This is a genomic window from Rhizobiaceae bacterium (assembly GCA_023953845.1).
In the GTDB taxonomy this organism is placed as follows: domain Bacteria; phylum Pseudomonadota; class Alphaproteobacteria; order Rhizobiales; family Rhizobiaceae; genus Arvimicrobium.
Genome location: JAMLJC010000001.1, coordinates 1,215,878 through 1,233,670 on the forward strand (window position 1 = coordinate 1,215,878; position 17,793 = coordinate 1,233,670).

A 17,793-nucleotide genomic window follows, 5' to 3' on the forward strand; every position below is an offset into this window, starting at 1 on the left:
CATCGGACAGGCAATGGCATCATTGCGCCGGACACGACAAATCTCCTCGGCGGAATCGATCCAGGACGAAGGCCCAGTATCCGGGGCATGACGTTGCCTCACAACTGAAATTAAATGCAGCGTGGATGCAAAAAATCGCACGGGAACGGCGTGCCGACATAGTCGGCTGCGACCGGAACGTTCCGTCGATCCGGCGCCGATCGCCTATAGCGACAGCATATCGCCTAAAAATAGGTCAGTAACACTGTCTCTGGTTGCGAAGGCCTTGCCCGTATTTTATGCAGATGCCGCAAACCAATCCAACTCTCAGGAGCCATGATGGCTGACGACAGTCTTCTCGACAACGCGCTGGTTCGCCTGGACGAAGCAGCGGCTCATCTCAACATCGACCCGGACGTGATCGAGAAACTGAAATACGCGCGAGAAACCACCAAGGTTCGCCTGATGATCCGCATGGACGACGGATCGCGAAAATCCTTCCTCGCATGGCGTTGCCGCTACGACGACACGCGCGGCCCGACCAAGGGCGGCATCCGCTTCCATCCCGACTCCACCGCCGACGAGGTTGAGACTCTGGCGTTCTGGATGACCTTCAAATGCGCCGTGATGAACCTGCCCTATGGCGGCGGCAAGGGTGCCGTCCAGGTCGATCCGCGCAAGCTGTCCAAAGCCGAGCTGGAGCGCCTGTCGCGCGCCTACATTCAGGCTTTCGCCCGTATCATCGGGCCGGACCGGGACATTCCCGCGCCGGACGTCTACACGAATTCGATGATCATGGGCTGGATGGCCGACGAATATGCGCAGATCGTCGGACAGGCCGAACCCGCCGTCATCACCGGCAAGCCGATCGCGCTCGGCGGCTCGCTCGGCCGCGGCGATGCGACGGCGCGCGGCGGCTATTATCTGGTCCGCCACCTCGCCGAGGACCTGGGCCTCAGCCAGACAATGCGCGTCGCCATTCAGGGCTTCGGCAACGCCGGCCAGCACATTGCGCGGCTCCTCGCGGCCGACGGACACAAGATCGTCGCCGTCTCCGATTCCGAAGGCGCCGTGAAAGCGGATGTCGGGCTTCATATCGACATGCTTCTCGACGCCAAGGCTCAGGGAAAATCGGTGGCCAGCACGGTGGGCCAGGGCGGACACGAAAGCCTGAGACAGGATGACCTTGTCGGCGTGGAATGCGATTTGCTGGTGCCCGCGGCATTGGAGAACATGATCCACGACGGAAACGCGGCGTCGGTCAAGGCAAAGCTCGTCCTCGAACTCGCCAACGGTCCCGTGACTCCCGAAGCCGACACGATCCTCGCCGGGAAGGGCGCCACGGTTCTGCCGGACATACTGGCGAATGCCGGCGGCGTCACCGTCTCCTATTTCGAGTGGGTGCAGAACAGGCAGGGATACTACTGGCCCGTCGAGGAGATCCACGAGCGGCTGCGGACCATCATGGAGCGCGAGGGCCGTGCGATCTGGCGCGTATCGAGAGGAAAGGACGTGACGATGCGCACGGCCGCCTACGTCCATGCTCTGGGTCGCCTCGCCGAGGCCATCGAGGCGCACGGCACGCAGAGCTTCTTCACAAGCTGAGGCCAAAGGCTCCCCGCCCAAAGGTGGGAGCTTTCATTCAGGCGAGAGGCGGAAACCGCCTCCGCCTTCATGGACAGGTCCACAGGCCGGCGACGTCGAAACCTTTCAATTGGCACAGAAGCTGATCCGCTTGCGGGCAGGATCGCCTGAAGCTATGCCAGTCCCACACAAGACGTGAACACGACATCCCTTGATCGGCGGCACCTGTGCTTACGCCGAATGACCGGATGTTCAAGATCAAGAGGTTCCTTCATGACCGGCACCACGCGCATCGCTGACGATGTGAAATCACTGCTCGCCTCGCTCGGCGTCGATCCCAGGCTCACGACGGGCGGTTCACGCGCGGTGCGCACTCCGCTGACGGGCGAAATCATCGCCAATGTCCGCGAAAGTTCCGCCGGGGACGTCAAGGCAACGATCGGCCGCGCGCAGGAAGCTTTCCTCGCCTGGCGCAAGGTCCCGGCGCCCCGCCGCGGCGAATTCGTGCGGCTGCTCGGTGAGGAACTGCGGGCCGCGAAGGCCGACCTCGGGCGTCTCGTCACCATCGAGGCTGGCAAGATCGTGTCGGAAGGCCTCGGCGAAGTGCAGGAAATGATCGACATCTGCGATCTGGCGGTCGGCCTCTCGCGCCAGCTCTACGGCCTTACCATGGGTTCGGAGCGTGCCGACCATCGTTTGCAGGAGCAGTGGCATCCGGCCGGCGTCGTCGGTGTCATTTCCGCCTTCAACTTCCCCGTTGCCGTGTGGAGCTGGAATGCCGCCCTCGCCTTCGTCTGCGGCGACAGCGTGGTCTGGAAGCCGTCCGAGAAGACGCCGCTGACGGCGCTTGCCACGCAGGCGCTCGTGGAGCGGGCCGCTGCGAAATTCGGCGATGCGCCGGCTGGACTTTCGTCGGTCATCGTCGGCGGCCGCGACGTCGGCGAGGCGCTGGTCGAGGACGAGCACGTGCCAGTCGTCTCCGCCACCGGCTCGACGGCCATGGGCCGCATCGTCGGCCAGAAGGTGGCGGCGCGCTTCGGGCGCGCCATACTGGAACTCGGCGGCAACAACGCCTCGATCGTCGCGCCGTCCGCCGATCTGGATCTGGCGCTGCGCGCCATCGCCTTCGGCGCGATGGGCACGGCCGGCCAGCGCTGCACCACGCTCCGTCGTCTCATCGTGCATGAAAGCGTGTACGATGCCCTCGTGGAGAAGCTGCGGCGCGTCTATGCGTCCGTCTCCATCGGCAATCCGCTTGCCAGTGACGCGCTCGTCGGGCCGCTGATCGACAGGGCCGCCTTCGACAACATGCAGAAGGCGCTTGCCGAAGCGAAGGCGCTGGGCGGGAAAATAACCGGCGGCGAGCGTTTCACCGATGGCGTCGCGGCGGACGCATTCTATGTGCGGCCGGCGCTGGTAGAGACGCCGGAGCAGGCAGGGCCAGTGGTCGCCGAGACGTTTGCGCCGATCCTCTATGTGCTGAAATACAAGACGATCGACGATGCCATCGCGCTGCAGAACGGCGTGCCGCAAGGTCTGTCGTCATCCATGTTCACCACCGATCTGCGCGACGCGGATCGGTTCCTGTCCGCCGGCGGTTCGGATTGCGGCATCGCCAACATCAACATGGGACCGTCCGGCGCCGAGATCGGCGGCGCTTTCGGCGGCGAGAAGGAGACCGGCGGCGGCCGCGAGAGCGGCTCGGATGCCTGGAAAGCCTATATGCGCCGGCAGACCAACGCCATCAACTACGGCAATGCCATGCCGCTGGCGCAGGGCGTCAGGTTCGACATCGACGCCTCGGGAGAGGACAAGGGCTCCGCTTCCGCCTGAGAGCCTGCACGTCGGTTCCAACGAACCGCCGCATTCCCTAAAACTTTCGCACCTCCGCGGATCGGGGGTGCGCCGTGGCACACGATGCGATAGGCTGGTTGCGCACCAACACTCCGAGCGGAGCGTCCATGGAACTCTCGTCGCTTTTTCTCTTTGCCGGCGCGCTTCTGGTTGCGGCCGGTTCGCCGGGACCATCGATCGCCGCGCTCATCGCGCGCGTCATCAGCAAGGGTTTTCGGGACGTCTTTCCGTTCCTGCTCGCCATGTGGATCGGCGAGGCGATCTGGCTGTCGCTGACCGTCTTCGGCCTCGCCTACATCGCCCAGACCTTCCATCCCGTGTTCGTCGCGGTGAAATGGGCGGGGGTGGCCTATCTCGCATGGCTGGCCTTCAAGATGTGGACGGCGCCGGTCGCCGTTGGGGAGGGACAGTTGCCGCGCGAGGATTCGTCCCTGAAGCTATTCCTGACCGGCATGGCCGTGACGCTGGGAAATCCCAAGATCATGATGTTCTATCTGGCGCTTCTGCCGACCATCATCGATCTGAATTCGGTCACCATGCTGGGTTGGGCCGAACTCACGATCACGATGACATTGGTGCTCGTCGCCGTCGACGTCGGATGGGTGCTTGCCGCGGCGCAGGCGCGACGGCTGATCCGCAGCCCGCGCGCCATGCGAGTCGCCAACCGTATCAGCGCCGGCACCATGGCGGGCGCGGCCGCCGCGATTGCTGCCCGGTCCTGAGCCTGGATCGGCCGGATTGCGTGCGCTGACTGCGATCGCCGCCTTCCTCGCCGGCTTGGCGGTCGGCTATGTCCTGTCGATAGGCGCCTATATCGTTCTGACGGAATTCGGGATTGTCTTCGACCGGGATGGCGGGATCGGAATGGGTTTCGCTTTCTTCATAGGGCCGCTCGTCGCCATTGCGTTTGGCGTTGCCGGCGTCATTCTGGTGCTGCGGAGGAAGCGGACCGAGCAACCTCGCTGATATCGGCAGTAGCCGATATGCGCCCGTATCCTATATTGGACTCGGCGCCGGTCGCGGCCCGGACAGGATTTTCAACCCAGGGAGATTTTTCATGGATCGCACAGCTTCAGCCGTCTGGAAGGGAACGCTCAAGGAGGGTTCCGGCACGATCGATCTGCAGAGCGGCGTCTTCAAGGCGCAGCCCTATTCCTTCAAGATGCGCTTCGAGGATGAGAGCGGGAAATCCGGCACCAATCCCGAAGAGCTGATCGCAGCGGCCCATGCGAGCTGCTTCGCCATGCAGCTTTCGCATTTCCTGGCCGAGAACGGCACGCCCGCCGAGAAGCTGGACGCCAAGGCCGCGGTGACACTGGTGCCCGGCACCGGTATCACCAGAAGCGCGTTGACGCTGGTTGGCACCGTTCCGGGGCTGGATCAGGCGAAATTCGGCGAACTGGCGGAAAAGGCCAAGGCCAACTGCCCCGTCTCAAAGGCGCTCGGCGCGATCGAAGTGACGCTGGACGCCAAACTCGCCTGATCGACGGCATTTCGATCCGGAGCGACAAGCCGGGCCGCATCGAGCCCGGCTTTTTCGCGCTCACGCGAGGTCGGGACGCTCGAAATCGCCGGTATTGCGGTTCATGATCCAGAGTTCGCCTGTCGAGATGTCGAACCATGCGCCATAGAGATTGAGCTTGCCCTTCTCCTCAAGGATGCGCACGCAGGGGAAGGTGCGCAGATTGGCGATGGAGAAGCGTATCGAGATGCGTTCGAGCGCCGTCTGGCGCTCCGTCGCCGTCATCATCGAGTTCTGGGCCACGATATCGGCGGAAGGCCCGATCAGGCTCATCCATTTGCCGATGAAGTCGCCAGGCGAGAGCGGTTCGGCACCGGTGCTGAGGGCCGCCTTGATGCCGCCGCAGCGACCATGGCCCATCACGACGATGTTGCGTATCTTCAGGCTCTGGACCGCGAATTCGAGCGCCGCCGACGTCGAATGGAATTCGCCATCGGGCTCGTAGGGCGGCACGAGATTGGCGACGTTGCGCAGCACGAAAAGCTCGCCCGGCCCGGCATCGAAGATCGTTTCCGGCGCTGACCGCGAGTCGCAGCAGGCGATCATCATGATCTCCGGGTTCTGGCCGTCTCGCGCCAGCGTCTTGTAGCGGGCGGTCTCGCTTTGATAGCGCCCGGTCATGAAGTTCCGATAACCTGTTAGCAAGCGTTCCGGCAGATGGGTCATGATGCTATCGCTTACCGCGACAGGATCATCGGATCAATCGCTTGTTGCGATGCAATATGCGAAGCGCCAACTATGACAGCTGCGGGGACGGTATGAGCGGCGAAACGGACCTCCAGCGACTGCTTTCGGCAATGCAGCCGGTGCTGGCGACCGGAACCTATGTCTTCGCCACGCTTCCGCCCGAAAAAGCGATGCCAGCGCATGCCGAATCCCTGATGACGTTCAGGGAGGCGGAGGGCACGACACTGATCCTGACGACCGCCGCAGCGGAAGCCGCGGCGCTGCCATCGATCTTCCGCTGCCGCATGATCACGCTCACCGTACATTCCTCGCTGGATGCCGTCGGCTTCATGGCGGCGATCACGCAACGCCTCGCGGCGGCCGGAATCGGCGTCAATCCCGTCTCTGCCTTTCATCACGACCATCTGTTCGTGCCGGAAGCACGGGCGGAGGAAGCGATGACGATCCTGCGGGAGATCAGCTCTGACACGAGCCCTCCCCCTTGAAGGGAGGAACCCGGCGCTACGCCGCCTTCTGCTTCGGCTGGATGAGGCCCCTGGCGACCAGCAGTTCGGCGATCTGGATGGCGTTCAGCGCCGCGCCCTTGCGCAGGTTGTCCGACACGATCCACAGGGCGAGACCGTTCTCGACGGTCGCATCCTCGCGAATGCGGGAGATGTAGGTCGCGTCCTCGCCGGCGCTTTCGACCGGCGTGATGTAGCCGCCGTTCTCGCGCTTGTCGATGACGAGGCATCCCGGCGCGTCGCGCAGGATGTCGCGCGCCTCGTCCGCCGTGATCGGCCTCTCGAATTCGAGGTTCACGGCTTCCGAATGGCCGATGAAGACCGGCACGCGCACGCAGGTCGCGGTCACCTTGATCTTCGGGTCGAGCATCTTCTTGGTCTCGGCGACCATCTTCCACTCTTCCTTCGTGTAGCCGTCCTCCATGAACACATCGATGTGCGGGATGACGTTGAAGGCGATCCGCTTGGTGAACTTCTTCGCCTCGACCGGGTCGGCGACGAAGACGGCGCGGGTCTGCGCGAACAGTTCGTCCATGCCTTCCTTGCCGGCGCCGGAGACGGACTGGTAGGTCGAGACCACGATGCGCTTGATGGTCGCGGCATCATGCAGCGGCTTCAGCGCCACCAGCATCTGTGCGGTCGAGCAGTTCGGATTGGCGATGATGTTGCGCCTGGAGAACTGGTCGATGGCGTCCGGATTCACTTCCGGCACGATCAGCGGCACGTCGGCGTCGTAGCGCCAGGCCGACGAATTGTCGATGACGACGCAGCCCTGCTTGCCGATCTTCGGCGACCACTCCTTCGACACGTTGCCGCCGGCCGACATCAGGCAGATGTCGGTGTCCGAGAAATCGTAGGTGTCGAGCGCGCGCACCTTCAGCGTCCGGTCCCCATAGGACACCTCGGTGCCCTGGCTGCGGCGCGATGCGAGCGCCACCACCTCGTCGGCGGGAAAGCCGCGCTCTTCCAGGATGTTCAGCATCTCGCGGCCCACATTTCCCGTGGCGCCGGCAACCGCTACCTTGAAACCCATTGCAAAAAATCTCCTGTCGCTCTCCGCCTGGTTGGCTTGGAGGTACCCGCCGGCCATTGCGGGTCCCGCCTCCCTCCGGCCGTATCCGGGGAGAGGACGGATGGCCAAGGGAGATCAGACCGTTTTGCCGGTAGTGGCTTTGCTGGTCGTTTTGGCCGGGGCTTTGGCGGAACGGAGACGCACGCGATCAGCCGAGGCTCCATGGCCCGGAAAATCGAGTGCAATGAGCGCCGTGAGCAGGCCGCGCATGTAAAACTCCGTCGTCGGGCGCGCTTTTACGCGCTTTGGATCAGGAGTCAATCAGCGATACGGGCTTCGATATCAGCGACAACCGTTCTCCGCCCATTTCTGAAGCGCCACCTTGAAACGCGGGCCAAGGGGATGCGGCAGGCGCATGATCGATACGTCGTTCGCCTGATATGTCTTCGCCTGATCGCACAGCGCGGTCTTGGTCCAGCTATGGCAACTGACGCATTGGGTGTCCCACATCTGCTTCTCCAGCCCTTCGACAGGCGGAAAGGCGGGCTTGCCGGTGATGAGCTGCGCAATGCTCTTGCCGTCGAGCTCCGGCTCGCCGAAGTCGATCGGACCGTCGAAGGAGACAGGCGCATCGTTGCCGAGCTTCGGGATCAGGGCGCGAAGCTGGTTCGCGGCCACCTGATCGCCCGAAGCCCTCGGCGTTTCCGCAGGCTTTGTCTTGGTTTCCGCATCGGGGGCGGTGCCGACGATCAGGGGCTGGTTCGTCGCCACTGGATTGAGCATCACCTCGTCGATGAGCGAAGCGTTCACCCACGGGCGCTGGCGGCCGCCGGTGGCCTTGTAGACGGCGCCGGTGATCCGCGTCATCACCGTCGTCAGTTGCACGTTTTCATCGCCGATATGGTCGATCAGAGCTTCGGTGAAGGGCGAATGCTCGCCATTGCCGTCATAGGCGACCTCATTGGGGCTGGTGGCGAAGGCGATCAGCGTGCCGTTGCCGCCATCCTCGAACTGCACCTCGGCAAGCCCCTGCTTGGCATTGGAGAAGCCGCCCTTGCGCGACGAGAGCGGGTTGTTGCGGCAGGCATCCAGGAAGACGAGACGAACCTTGGTCTCGCGCGAAAGCTGGCGCAGGATGAAGTCGAGCGACACGGTCTCGAAGTCGAGCGACGTCTCGTCCTCGAGAACGGCGTCCACGGGCAGCAGATAGTTGCGGCCGGAGACCTGCACGCCGTGGCCGGCGTAGAAGAACAGCGCCAGGTCGGCGCCGCGCACCACCCTGGCGAAATGCGCCATAGTGGCCTGCGTCTCGGCCTTGGTCTGGTCGAAGCCCGATACAACCTCGAAACCGAGCGATTTCAGTTTTCCGGCAACGGCTTCGCCATCGCCGACCGCGTTCTTGAGCACAGGCAGACTGGCATAGTTGGCATTGCCGAGGACGAGCGCGACGCGGCGCTCGGCCGACGCGCCGGCAAGCGATGCCAGCAAAAGCAGGAAGGTCAGGGCGATTGTCGAAATCCGCAGACTCATCGACGCGCCCGCATAGGTTCAGTTGGCCGTTTCCGTCGCCGAAAACTCGATCCGCCGGTTGAGCGACTTGTTCTTGGCGGTGTCGTTCGGAACGATCGGGCGGCTCTCGCCGTAGCCGACGGCAGCGATGCGGTTAGCGGAGACGCCGGCATGCACGATATATTCACGCACCGATTTCGCACGCCGCTCCGACAGAGCCTGGTTTTCGGTATCCGAACCATCGCTGTCGGTGTGGCCCGACACCTGGACCTTGAGGCTCGGGCATTTGGTGACGGCGTCGAGCACGCTGTCGAGAACCGGGCGGCTTGCCGGATCGAGCCTGGCGCTGCCGGAGCGGAAATAGATCGCTCCGGTGCGCGACAGCACGTCGAACCGGTTGGCGCATTCCTCGCTCGTGTATTCGGCCTTCGTCGCGTCCGTGGCGATGGGACCGACGGCCTGCGTCGTGGCCGCTACCTGCACCGGCGCCGGCTGGCTGGGAACGTCCGTACCGAAGATGAAGTCGAAAGAAACCGAGGCCGTGGGCACGATGTTGGTCACGCTCGCCGCACGCTCGAGCTTCTCGATCGCGGGCAGGAGACCGAAATCCTCCACTGCCACCGCTACCGGCACCTGCGAGGCGACCGATACGACGCTGTCGCTGATCATGGTGACGATGACCTTGGCCTCCATCTCCTTTTCGATGCCGTGGAGCGACAGGGTGAAGGGAAGCGACATCACCATGCGTCGTTTCTGGGGCAGATCCGCAAAGGCCGCCGGGTCGACCCTGGCCGTCACAGTGGCGGTCGGATACTCGAACGTCTCGAAGAACAGGAAGCGCATGCGCACGTTACGCAGGTCGACTCCGGTATCGACGGAATTGAGGTCGAAGGAAACGAAGGCCGTCCCGTCGGGCTCGATGAGGCCGGAAATGTTGCGGATCGTGTTGGTCTCCACGATCGTGTTCTTCTTCACCGATTGATAGGTGAGCGTCGATTGCGCCGGGTCGAGCACCCAGGCCGAAGCGGCGAGGGCGGCGCCTTGTATCGTCAGCAGGAGGGCGGCGGCGAGCAACAGAACGCTCAGGCCGCCGGTTTCCCGGCTTCGTTTCGTGAATGCAGGGATGCACGACATTTCCGACCTCTGGGTTCCTGACACAGACACTTCCGGAAAATTCGCAGCAGACTATCCAATCAGAATACTGCAATCGACTCAATCTTGCGAGAGGCGATTGAAACAGCCGATCCCGCCGGTCGCATGCGTCCGGCGCGCCGTCATTCGCCCGTCATGGATTTTTGCTCAAAGCACCCCATGACGAAGGACGGTTCCACTGATTCCAATGTTCAGCCGCGAACATATCGCGCGCTGTTCATTTCCGATGTGCATCTGGGAACGCGCGGCTCGCAGGTGCCCGCCCTGCTGGAATTCCTGAAGGAACACGACGCGGACACGATCTACCTGATCGGCGACATCATCGACGGATGGCGGCTGCGTCAGGGCTGGTTCTGGCCGCAATCGCACAATGACGTGGTGCAAAAGCTTCTGCGCAAGGCGCGCAAGGGCGCGCGCATTGTCTACATCCCCGGCAACCACGACGAGTTTCTGCGCGAATATTGCGGCACCGCCTTTGGCGGCGTCGAGATCATGGACACCGCCATCCATGAAACGGCCGACGGCAAGCGCTATCTCGTGATCCATGGCGATATCTTCGACGTGGTGGTGCGGCACGCCAGATGGCTCGCCTTCCTCGGCGACTGGGCCTACGAGATCGCCATGTGGCTGTCGCGCCGCGTCAACATCGTGCGGCGGCGGCTGGGCTTCACCTACTGGTCGCTGTCGGCCTGGGCGAAGCAGAAGGTCAAGCACGCCGTCAACTTCATCGGCAAGTTCGAGGAGACGCTGGTCGCCGAGGCCCGCCGCGAAGGCGTGGACGGCGTCATCTGCGGCCATATCCACAGCGCTGCCCTGCGTGACTTCGGCGGGCTGACCTACATCAACACCGGCGACTGGGTCGAAAGCTGCACCGCCGCCGTCGAGCATTTCGATGGCCGCATCGAGATCATCGAATGGTCGCTGCTGTCGCGTGCGCTCCATCAGCAGCGCAGCGCGACCGTCCCGCTCTGGCGCCGCCGCGCCGCCTGATCCCTCGAACCGACAGGACCGCCGTGAACTCCGTTTCGTCCATCCGGCCCGAAGTTTCTTCCTCCACGAAGCGGCAGGCGGCCGCCCGGCTGCGGCGCGCGGTCCGGCAGAACCCGGCCTTTTCCGGGGCCGGCATTGCCGAGCGTGTCTTTGCCCGGATCTTCAGCGGCCTCGTCTATGCCCAGATCTGGGAAGACCCGGATGTCGACATGGAGGCGCTCGCCATCGAGCCGGGGAATCGCATCGTCACGATCGCGTCCGGGGGATGCAACGCTCTTTCCTACCTGCTGGCCGATCCCGCTGAAATCGAGGCGGTCGATCTCAACCGCACGCACGTTGCCTTTAACCGGCTGAAGCTCGCGGCACTGAACTCGCTCCCGGACTACGACAGTTTCTTTCGTTTCTATGGCGGTGGAGACTGTTCGAAGAACGCGGAACTCTATCGGCTGCATGTACGGCCGCAACTCGATCCGGAAACGCGCGCCTATTGGGAAGGACGCCGCCTTTCCGGCCGCCGGCGCATCTCGATCTTCTCGCGCGGCCTCTATCGCCACGGACTGCTCGGTCTCTTCATCGGCGCCGGCCATCGCGCAGCGCGGCTATACGGCGTCAACCCGCGGGAACTGCTCACTGCAAGGAACGCGGAGGAACAGCGCGCCTTCTTCGACAAATCGCTCGCGCCGCTCTTCGACAAGAAACTGATCCGCTGGGTGACCGGCCGCAAATCGTCGCTCTACGGCCTTGGCATACCGCCGCAGCAATACGACGCGCTGGCAACGGCAGGCGACGGCATGGCTTCGATCCTGCGCGAACGACTCGAGAAGCTCGCCTGCGACTTCCCGCTTTCGGAAAACTATTTTGCATGGCAGGCCTTCGGCCGCCGCTACGATGAGGCAGGTCCGCTGCCGCCCTATCTTCAGCGCGCGAATTTCGAGGCCGTTCGCACCCGCGCGAACCGGCTAACCGTCACCAACGCTTCCTTCGGCGAGTTCCTGTCCTGCAAGCCGGACGCCAGCGTCGACCGCTTCGTCCTGCTCGACGCGCAGGACTGGATGACGGACGGCCAGCTCCACGATATGTGGCATGAGATCACCCGCACGGCCGCCCCCGGCGCCCGCGTCATTTTCCGCACGGCTGCCGCCGGGAGCATTCTCATCGGCCGTCTGACGGCTTCGTTGCTGGATCGCTGGGAATATCGCGAAGAGGAGTCACGGCGGCTTCATGTGCGCGATCGTTCCTCGATCTATGGCGGCTTCCATCTCTACGTTTTCAAGGGCTGACGAGCGACCGCGATGGCGACCGAGATCGAACACGCCCGGCTGATGGACGGCATCTACCGCCACCAGCGCCATTTCTACGACGCGACGCGCAAATTCTATCTTCTGGGCCGCGATCCGATGATCGCCGGCTTGCGGCCGCCTGCCGGCGGCAGCGTCCTGGAGATCGGCTGCGGCACCGGCCGCAATCTCGTCAAGGCGGCACGCCGGTATTCGGATGCGCGCTTCTTCGGCATCGACATATCCCGCGAGATGCTGGAGACGGCGGGCCATGCGATCTCCGCCGCCGGCTGCCGCGACCGCACGCGTCTCGCCTATGCGGATGCCGCCGGTTTCGACGCGGAACGCGCCTTCGGCATTCCCGCCTTTGACCGTATCTTCATCTCCTACGCGGTCTCGATGATCCCGCAATGGCGCTCTGTCATCGCCAACGCCGCAGCACGGCTGGCACCCGGCGGTGAGCTGCACATCGTCGATTTCGGCGATCTCGCCGGCCTGCCCCGATGGACGAAAGCGGCGCTCTATGCATGGTTGCGCTGGTATCATGTGACACCGCGCCCCGATCTCTTCGCGACCGGCGCCGAGACTGCACAGCGACTCGGCGGCAATCATGAGGAGCGGCGTCTTTACCGTGGTTTCGCCTGGATTTCCGTGATCCGGGCCGACCGGGAGACGGGCTTGGACGTCCCATGAAAGATCGCCGGTGGCGACGCTTGTGACAGCGCCTCTCATCGCGTTGTGATTTGACCTGTATGCGAAGCGACATAGCTTCTCCGACAGATACAGCGAGGTGCCGTCATGATCTCCGATCGAATCGCACGATCCGCCGCCCGTTTCGCCCTGATTGCCGCCGTCATGACCGGCGTCCCGGCCGCCGCCCATCACGGCTGGTCCTGGACCGAGGACGGGATGTTCGAGTTGAGGGGGATCATCACCGATATCTATTTCGGCAACCCCCATCCGACGCTCGATGTGGATGTCGAAGGCGAGAGCTGGAGGGTCGAGCTGGCAACGCCTTCGGCCACCACGCGCGCGGGGTTCACCGAGGACACCGCGAAGATCGGCGACGAGGTGACCGCGCTCGGCAATCGTTCGCGCGAAGAGACCGAACGGCGCATGAAGGCGGTGCGGATAACGGTGAACGGCAAATCCTACGACGTCTATCCGAGCCGCGTTCCGCCGGCCTGACGTCGATGGATTTATTCGGCAGCGTTGAGCAGTTGGCATTCGTCCAACTGCTCAAATCGTCCTTTGTCGTCTATCCGATCGTCAACGCACTGCACATTGCCTCGATCGGCATGCTGCTGACCTCGGTGCTCCTGCTCGACCTCAGCGCTCTCGGCCTCCTCCGGCCGCCCGGCGGAGCGGCTTTCATGGCGCTGATGCGCCGCACCGCCCTGATCGGCTTCGCCTCGGCTGCCGCGACGGGCCTGCTCCTCTTTTCCGTCCGCGCCGCACACTATGCGGGCTTGCCGGTGTTCCAGCTCAAGCTCGGCCTGATCGTCCTGGCGGGTTTCAACCTCCTTATCTTCCTGCGCCTCGAACCTCGCGATCCCGGCAAAATACTGCGATGGTCGGCCGCCGGCTCGCTCCTGATCTGGTCGGGCGTGCTGCTTTGCGGCCGCTTCATCGGCTTCGTCTGAGCGCCGGGCAGGCGCGATTTCCACAGGCCGGCTTGCCGAATGCATGGCGTTTGGACAGTGTGGGGCCAAACGGAGGCGGGCATGCGCGGCGAGATTCTGCATTACGACGTCAGTCAGGGCATCGGCTTCATCAGCGCCGACGACGGAACGCGCTACATGTTCTCGCGCAACGATCTCATGCAGTCGCAACGCATTGGGAAGGGCCTCAAGGTCGATTTCCGTCCCGACGGACAGAATGCGCGGGAAGTCTATATCGCCGACCCGCGTGGCCCCGTACCATCACAGGCAGGCCGCGCCGGAGCGACCAGCGTGCCTTCCGTGGGGCAAAGCCCCGCCCAGTCCGCTGCTCCGGGAAGCAATCAGGCCGGCCAGCCATGGGCGCCGCCCGCTGCGCCTTATCCTTCCATGACCGGCGGAGCGCCGGATCTCGGCGTCTGGGGCTATTTCCGGTATTGCGTGACGTCCGGCTACGCCAATTTCCGCGATCGCGCCCGACGGAAGGAGTACTGGAGCTTCATCCTGTTCTACATGATGGCAATGATGGCGATTTCCTTTGTCGGCATGGTGATCGACGGTGTGATCGGCAATATGGACGATGGCGGCGTGCCCTTCGTCACGATGGTCGTCATGGGGCTTGCCGTGCTCTTTTTCATGGTGCCGGCGATCTCCGTCACCGTCCGGCGCTTCCACGATGTCGGCCTGTCGGGCTGGCTCTACCTGCTGTTCGTCGTCCTGTCCTTCGTCTACATCGGAGGCATCATCATTTTCGTGATCACCCTCATCGCATCGCAGAAGCACGACAACAAATGGGGACCGGTGCCGAGCGGCATCCGGATGTAAAAAGCCGCCCGGCAGGGGCGGCTTCGTTCGCGCGAGACCGTGCGGCAAACACGGCGCCTATGCGATCAGCGCCTGGAACTTCTCCGCGATCTTGTCGCCCATGTCTGCCGTGCCAAGTTCGATGCAGCCGTCCGACATGATGTCCTTCGTGCGGTAGCCCTCGTCGAGCACGGCGGCGATCGCCGATTCGAGGCGGTCAGCCTCCGACACCATGTTGAAGGAATAGCGCAGGCACATGGCGAAGGACGCGATCATGGCGATCGGGTTGGCGATGCCTTTGCCGGCAATGTCCGGCGCCGAGCCGTGCACGGGCTCGTAGAGCGCCTTGCGGCTGCTCGTCTTGGGATCGGGCGCGCCGAGCGAAGCCGAGGGCAACATGCCCAGCGAGCCGGTCAGCATCGCCGCCACGTCCGACAGCATGTCGCCGAACAGATTGTCGGTCACGATCACGTCGAACTGCTTGGGCCAGCGCACGAGTTGCATGCCGCCGGCATCGGCCAGCATGTGGTCGAGCTTGACGTCGGAATATTTCGCCTTGTGCGTGGCCGTCACCACCTCGTTCCACAGCACGCCGGACTTCATGACGTTGCGCTTTTCCATGGACGTGACGTGGTTCTTTCGCGTGCGGGCGAGTTCGAAGGCGACACCCGCTATGCGCTCGATCTCGAACGTGTCGTAGACCTGCGTGTCGATGCCGCGCTTCTGGCCATTGCCGAGATCGATGATCTCCTTCGGCTCGCCGAAATAGACGCCGCCGGTCAATTCGCGCACGATGAGGATGTCGAGACCTTCGACCACATCCTGCTTGAGCGAGGAGGATGCGGCCAGCGCCGGATAGCAGATGGCCGGGCGCAGGTTGGCGAAGAGCTGCATATCCTTGCGCAGGCGCAGCAGACCGGCTTCCGGACGCACATCGTAAGGCACGCCGTCCCACTTCGGCCCGCCGACGGCGCCGAACAGCACCGCGTCGGCAGCCATCGCCTTTGCCATGTCCTCTTCCGAGATCGCCTTGCCGTGGGCGTCGTAGGCGCAACCGCCGACCAGGCCTTCCTCGGTCTCGAAGCCGGCGCCGAACTTGTCGTTCATGATCGCGATCAGCTTCTTCACTTCAGCCATGGCCTCGGGGCCGATTCCGTCGCCGGGCAGCAGGAGAAGTTTACGCGATGCCATTGAAAATCCCTCTCGATGAAGTCGGGCCTTGCTAACCTCCGAAGCCATCAGGCGCAAGGCATTTGATCGCGCGGCGTCGCCGGGACGTCCTGTTCGTTCATACTGCAATTCAGGGATTGCGCCTGAGCGCCGTCACCTCGATCTCGATCTTCATTTCCGGCTCGGCAAGATCGCAAACGACGAGCGTCGCCGCCGGTCTGATATCGCCGAAAGCTTCGCCGAAGACCGGGTAGACCGCCTTTACGAAGGCACGGTCGGTCACGTAGTAGTGCGCCCGCACCACGTCGGCCATGTCGAAGCCGGCATCCGTGAGCGCCTTGCGGATGGTATCCAGCGCATTGCGGGCCTACTCCTCCACCGCATCCGGCATCGACATGGTGGCATAATCGTAGCCGGTGGTGCCGGCCACGAAGCACCAGTCGCCCTGCACGACGGCGCGGGAGTAGCCGGCGGTCTTCTCGAAGGGCGATCCGGTGGAGATCAGCTTGCGGGTCATGGGATCACTGCCGGTTTGGGCCGATGGCGGCGTCCATCGCCGTCTTCAACGACGCCGGCCACGTCGCCGGATCGGGCCATGTCATGATCTGCGGATCGCCCTGCTGTGCGAAATAGAGTTTTTTCGCCTTCGGGTCGATTGCCATGAAACTGTCGGAGACGCCGCAGGCATGCGGCACGCAGCCATAGCCGGTGACCGTGCCGTCGTCCTGCAATTCCGCGTCGCCGCCGGTGAGCAGGCCGGTAACCACATCGGTCAGATCGTTGCCCAGCAGCGCCTTCGCCGCATCGTATATGGCGGCGTTGTCGAAGGCCTCGACCATGTAACCGGTGGCCTCCGGGTCGAAATCGTCCCAGCCGGTGTCCGGCTGCGGCGTGAAGGAGAGATCGCCGGCCGTGCGGACGCCTTCGTCGGGCGACCAGTATTGCAGCGCCGCCGTTTCACCGGGAAGCAGGAAAGGCACGAAATAGATGCGCGAATCGCCGATCGAAGCCGGCGGCGCCCCGCAATCCTCGCCGACCACCACGTCCCTGAGCGCTCCGTCCTTCTTCCAGACGATCACGGTAGAAGTGCCGCACTGGTTGCCGCCGTCGCCCACCGAGAATAGCGCGACGCTCGTCTCGCCGACCTTTGTTTCCTTGTCGAAGAAGACGGCGTAGTTGCGCGCGATCTCCCGGCCGTCATAGGTCAGGACCTTCTCGTAGTCCTCGTTCTGGGTGATGGTGAAGGTGCCGCCGTCGAACGGTATGTTTTCCGGCGGCGCGATATCCTGCGCCAGCACGGGACCGGCCAGCAGTCCGACGATGCCGAGGGCGGCAAACGTCTTGCGAGCCATCATCGCCATCCTCCACGAAACAGCCGGCGCACCCCGCGGCAGAGCTTCGGTCAGGCCCAGGGCCGGCTTTCGGCGGTGGCCTGCTCGAAACGATCGATCGCCGGCGCCTTTTCCATGGTCAGGCCGATATCGTCGAGGCCGTTGAGCAGGCAATAGCGCTTGAAATCGTCAAGGTCGAACTTGATGACGCCGCCGTCCGGCCCACGTATTTCCTTCTCCTCGAGATCGACGGTGAGCGTCGCATTGGACCCGCGCGAGGCGTCGTCCAGCAGCTTTTCCAGATCCTCGGCGCTGACCGTTACCGGCAAAATGCCGTTCTTGAAGCAGTTGTTGTAGAAGATGTCGGCGAACGAGGTCGAGATCACGCAGCGGATGCCGAAATCGAGCAGTGCCCATGGAGCATGTTCGCGGCTCGATCCGCAGCCGAAATTGTCGCCGGCGACCAGAATCTGCGCCTTGCGATAGGCCGGCTTGTTGAGCACGAAATCCGGATTTTCGCTGCCGTCCTCGTTGAAGCGCATCTCGGCGAACAGGCCCTTGCTGAGACCCGTGCGCTTGATGGTCTTCAGATAGTCCTTCGGGATGATCATGTCCGTATCGACGTTGACGATCGGCAGAGGCGCCGCGACACCCGTGAGCTTGTTGAATTTGTCCATGGCCGTGCCCATTCCTGAATTTCAGCCTGCTTTACACAAGCCGGCAGCGGATTCAAAGGGCGTTCACCGGCTATTGAGATAGCA

Annotated in this window: 19 protein-coding genes and 1 pseudogene; 12 read left to right on the forward strand and 8 right to left on the reverse strand. The window is 63.5% G+C overall.

The annotated features are described in order from the left end of the window. The first annotated feature begins 318 nt into the window (after positions 1–318). The 5 genes from M9955_06100 to M9955_06120 all read left to right on the forward strand — a co-directional run bounded on the left by M9955_06100 (position 319) and on the right by M9955_06120 (position 4,900). Entirely contained in the window at positions 319–1,584 is a 1,266-nt protein-coding gene (locus tag M9955_06100) for a Glu/Leu/Phe/Val dehydrogenase (protein ID MCO5081218.1), read from the forward strand. Between the two features lie 252 nt (positions 1,585–1,836). Next, on the forward strand, positions 1,837–3,396 hold the full coding sequence (locus tag M9955_06105; GenBank protein ID MCO5081219.1) for an aldehyde dehydrogenase family protein: 1,560 nt from the start codon (positions 1,837–1,839) through the stop codon (positions 3,394–3,396). Between the two features lie 128 nt (positions 3,397–3,524). Then, entirely contained in the window at positions 3,525–4,139 is a 615-nt protein-coding gene (locus tag M9955_06110; protein MCO5081220.1) for a LysE family translocator, read from the forward strand. A 16-nt stretch (positions 4,140–4,155) separates the two neighbouring features. Beyond that, positions 4,156–4,383 carry a hypothetical protein gene (locus M9955_06115; GenBank protein MCO5081221.1) on the forward strand — a complete coding sequence of 76 codons (228 nt, stop codon included), beginning with the start codon at positions 4,156–4,158 and terminating at the stop codon, positions 4,381–4,383. Positions 4,384–4,474: 91 nt separating this feature from the next. Further along, positions 4,475–4,900 carry an OsmC family protein gene (locus M9955_06120; protein MCO5081222.1) on the forward strand — a complete coding sequence of 142 codons (426 nt, stop codon included), beginning with the start codon at positions 4,475–4,477 and terminating at the stop codon, positions 4,898–4,900. A gap of 60 nt (positions 4,901–4,960) precedes the next feature. Here the strand turns inward: M9955_06120 and M9955_06125 are convergent, their stop codons facing one another. After that, entirely contained in the window at positions 4,961–5,605 is a 645-nt protein-coding gene (locus tag M9955_06125) for a carbonic anhydrase (GenBank protein MCO5081223.1), read from the reverse strand. A gap of 92 nt (positions 5,606–5,697) precedes the next feature. Between M9955_06125 and M9955_06130 the strand changes: the two genes are divergently transcribed. Further along, entirely contained in the window at positions 5,698–6,111 is a 414-nt protein-coding gene (locus M9955_06130) for an ACT domain-containing protein (protein ID MCO5081224.1), read from the forward strand. A gap of 16 nt (positions 6,112–6,127) precedes the next feature. Here the strand turns inward: M9955_06130 and M9955_06135 are convergent, their stop codons facing one another. From M9955_06135 to M9955_06145, 3 genes are all read right to left on the reverse strand, one after another. Continuing rightward, a complete protein-coding gene (locus tag M9955_06135) occupies positions 6,128–7,162 on the reverse strand; it encodes an aspartate-semialdehyde dehydrogenase (GenBank protein MCO5081225.1) in 1,035 nt (344 codons plus the stop codon). Positions 7,163–7,483: 321 nt separating this feature from the next. Then, positions 7,484–8,671 (reverse strand): caspase domain-containing protein, encoded by a 1,188-nt coding sequence (locus tag M9955_06140; protein ID MCO5081226.1) that lies wholly within the window; start codon positions 8,669–8,671, stop codon positions 7,484–7,486. A gap of 18 nt (positions 8,672–8,689) precedes the next feature. Continuing rightward, positions 8,690–9,724, reverse strand: coding sequence for an OmpA family protein (locus tag M9955_06145; protein MCO5081227.1), 1,035 nt, complete (start codon positions 9,722–9,724; stop codon positions 8,690–8,692). Positions 9,725–9,961: 237 nt separating this feature from the next. Here M9955_06145 and M9955_06150 point away from each other — a divergent pair, with 237 nt between their 5' ends. The 6 genes from M9955_06150 to M9955_06175 all read left to right on the forward strand — a co-directional run bounded on the left by M9955_06150 (position 9,962) and on the right by M9955_06175 (position 14,552). Beyond that, positions 9,962–10,792, forward strand: a complete 831-nt coding sequence (locus M9955_06150; GenBank protein MCO5081228.1) for a UDP-2,3-diacylglucosamine diphosphatase — start codon at positions 9,962–9,964, stop codon at positions 10,790–10,792. Between the two features lie 41 nt (positions 10,793–10,833). Then, positions 10,834–12,072, forward strand: a complete 1,239-nt coding sequence (locus M9955_06155) for a DUF3419 family protein (GenBank protein ID MCO5081229.1) — start codon at positions 10,834–10,836, stop codon at positions 12,070–12,072. Positions 12,073–12,084: 12 nt separating this feature from the next. Further along, positions 12,085–12,762, forward strand: a complete 678-nt coding sequence (locus M9955_06160; GenBank protein MCO5081230.1) for a class I SAM-dependent methyltransferase — start codon at positions 12,085–12,087, stop codon at positions 12,760–12,762. 105 nt (positions 12,763–12,867) lie between these two features. After that, positions 12,868–13,257 carry a DUF6152 family protein gene (locus tag M9955_06165; GenBank protein ID MCO5081231.1) on the forward strand — a complete coding sequence of 130 codons (390 nt, stop codon included), beginning with the start codon at positions 12,868–12,870 and terminating at the stop codon, positions 13,255–13,257. A 5-nt stretch (positions 13,258–13,262) separates the two neighbouring features. Next, positions 13,263–13,712, forward strand: coding sequence for a hypothetical protein (locus M9955_06170; GenBank protein MCO5081232.1), 450 nt, complete (start codon positions 13,263–13,265; stop codon positions 13,710–13,712). An 81-nt stretch (positions 13,713–13,793) separates the two neighbouring features. Beyond that, entirely contained in the window at positions 13,794–14,552 is a 759-nt protein-coding gene (locus tag M9955_06175) for a DUF805 domain-containing protein (protein MCO5081233.1), read from the forward strand. 57 nt (positions 14,553–14,609) lie between these two features. Here M9955_06175 and leuB read toward each other — a convergent pair whose 3' ends face one another. The 4 genes and pseudogenes from leuB to leuD all read right to left on the reverse strand — a co-directional run bounded on the left by leuB (position 14,610) and on the right by leuD (position 17,709). Next, entirely contained in the window at positions 14,610–15,722 is a 1,113-nt protein-coding gene (gene leuB / locus M9955_06180) for a 3-isopropylmalate dehydrogenase (protein MCO5081234.1), read from the reverse strand. Between the two features lie 109 nt (positions 15,723–15,831). After that, positions 15,832–16,218, reverse strand: a pseudogene (locus M9955_06185) (RidA family protein). 4 nt (positions 16,219–16,222) lie between these two features. After that, positions 16,223–17,053: a hypothetical protein gene (locus M9955_06190; GenBank protein ID MCO5081235.1), complete on the reverse strand. Its 831-nt coding sequence runs from the start codon at positions 17,051–17,053 to the stop codon at positions 16,223–16,225. A gap of 50 nt (positions 17,054–17,103) precedes the next feature. Beyond that, positions 17,104–17,709, reverse strand: a complete 606-nt coding sequence (leuD, locus tag M9955_06195) for a 3-isopropylmalate dehydratase small subunit (GenBank protein MCO5081236.1) — start codon at positions 17,707–17,709, stop codon at positions 17,104–17,106. Positions 17,710–17,793: the final 84 nt, after the last annotated feature.

Excerpts from the sequence above, each read along its gene's own strand:
- M9955_06110 (MCO5081220.1), top strand. The coding sequence starts at position 3,525 with ATGGAACTCTCGTCGCTTTTTCTCTTTGCCGGCGCGCTTCTGGTTGCG.
- M9955_06125 (MCO5081223.1), bottom strand. The coding sequence starts at position 5,605 with ATGACCCATCTGCCGGAACGCTTGCTAACAGGTTATCGGAACTTCATG.
- M9955_06165 (MCO5081231.1), top strand. The coding sequence starts at position 12,868 with ATGATCTCCGATCGAATCGCACGATCCGCCGCCCGTTTCGCCCTGATT.
- M9955_06140 (MCO5081226.1), bottom strand. The coding sequence starts at position 8,671 with ATGAGTCTGCGGATTTCGACAATCGCCCTGACCTTCCTGCTTTTGCTG.
- M9955_06160 (MCO5081230.1), top strand. The coding sequence starts at position 12,085 with ATGGCGACCGAGATCGAACACGCCCGGCTGATGGACGGCATCTACCGC.
- M9955_06105 (MCO5081219.1), top strand. The coding sequence starts at position 1,837 with ATGACCGGCACCACGCGCATCGCTGACGATGTGAAATCACTGCTCGCC.
- leuD (MCO5081236.1), bottom strand. The coding sequence starts at position 17,709 with ATGGACAAATTCAACAAGCTCACGGGTGTCGCGGCGCCTCTGCCGATC.
- M9955_06135 (MCO5081225.1), bottom strand. The coding sequence starts at position 7,162 with ATGGGTTTCAAGGTAGCGGTTGCCGGCGCCACGGGAAATGTGGGCCGC.
- M9955_06100 (MCO5081218.1), top strand. The coding sequence starts at position 319 with ATGGCTGACGACAGTCTTCTCGACAACGCGCTGGTTCGCCTGGACGAA.
- M9955_06175 (MCO5081233.1), top strand. The coding sequence starts at position 13,794 with ATGCGCGGCGAGATTCTGCATTACGACGTCAGTCAGGGCATCGGCTTC.
- M9955_06170 (MCO5081232.1), top strand. The coding sequence starts at position 13,263 with ATGGATTTATTCGGCAGCGTTGAGCAGTTGGCATTCGTCCAACTGCTC.
- M9955_06130 (MCO5081224.1), top strand. The coding sequence starts at position 5,698 with ATGAGCGGCGAAACGGACCTCCAGCGACTGCTTTCGGCAATGCAGCCG.
- M9955_06190 (MCO5081235.1), bottom strand. The coding sequence starts at position 17,053 with ATGGCTCGCAAGACGTTTGCCGCCCTCGGCATCGTCGGACTGCTGGCC.
- leuB (MCO5081234.1), bottom strand. The coding sequence starts at position 15,722 with ATGGCATCGCGTAAACTTCTCCTGCTGCCCGGCGACGGAATCGGCCCC.
- M9955_06120 (MCO5081222.1), top strand. The coding sequence starts at position 4,475 with ATGGATCGCACAGCTTCAGCCGTCTGGAAGGGAACGCTCAAGGAGGGT.
- M9955_06150 (MCO5081228.1), top strand. The coding sequence starts at position 9,962 with ATGACGAAGGACGGTTCCACTGATTCCAATGTTCAGCCGCGAACATAT.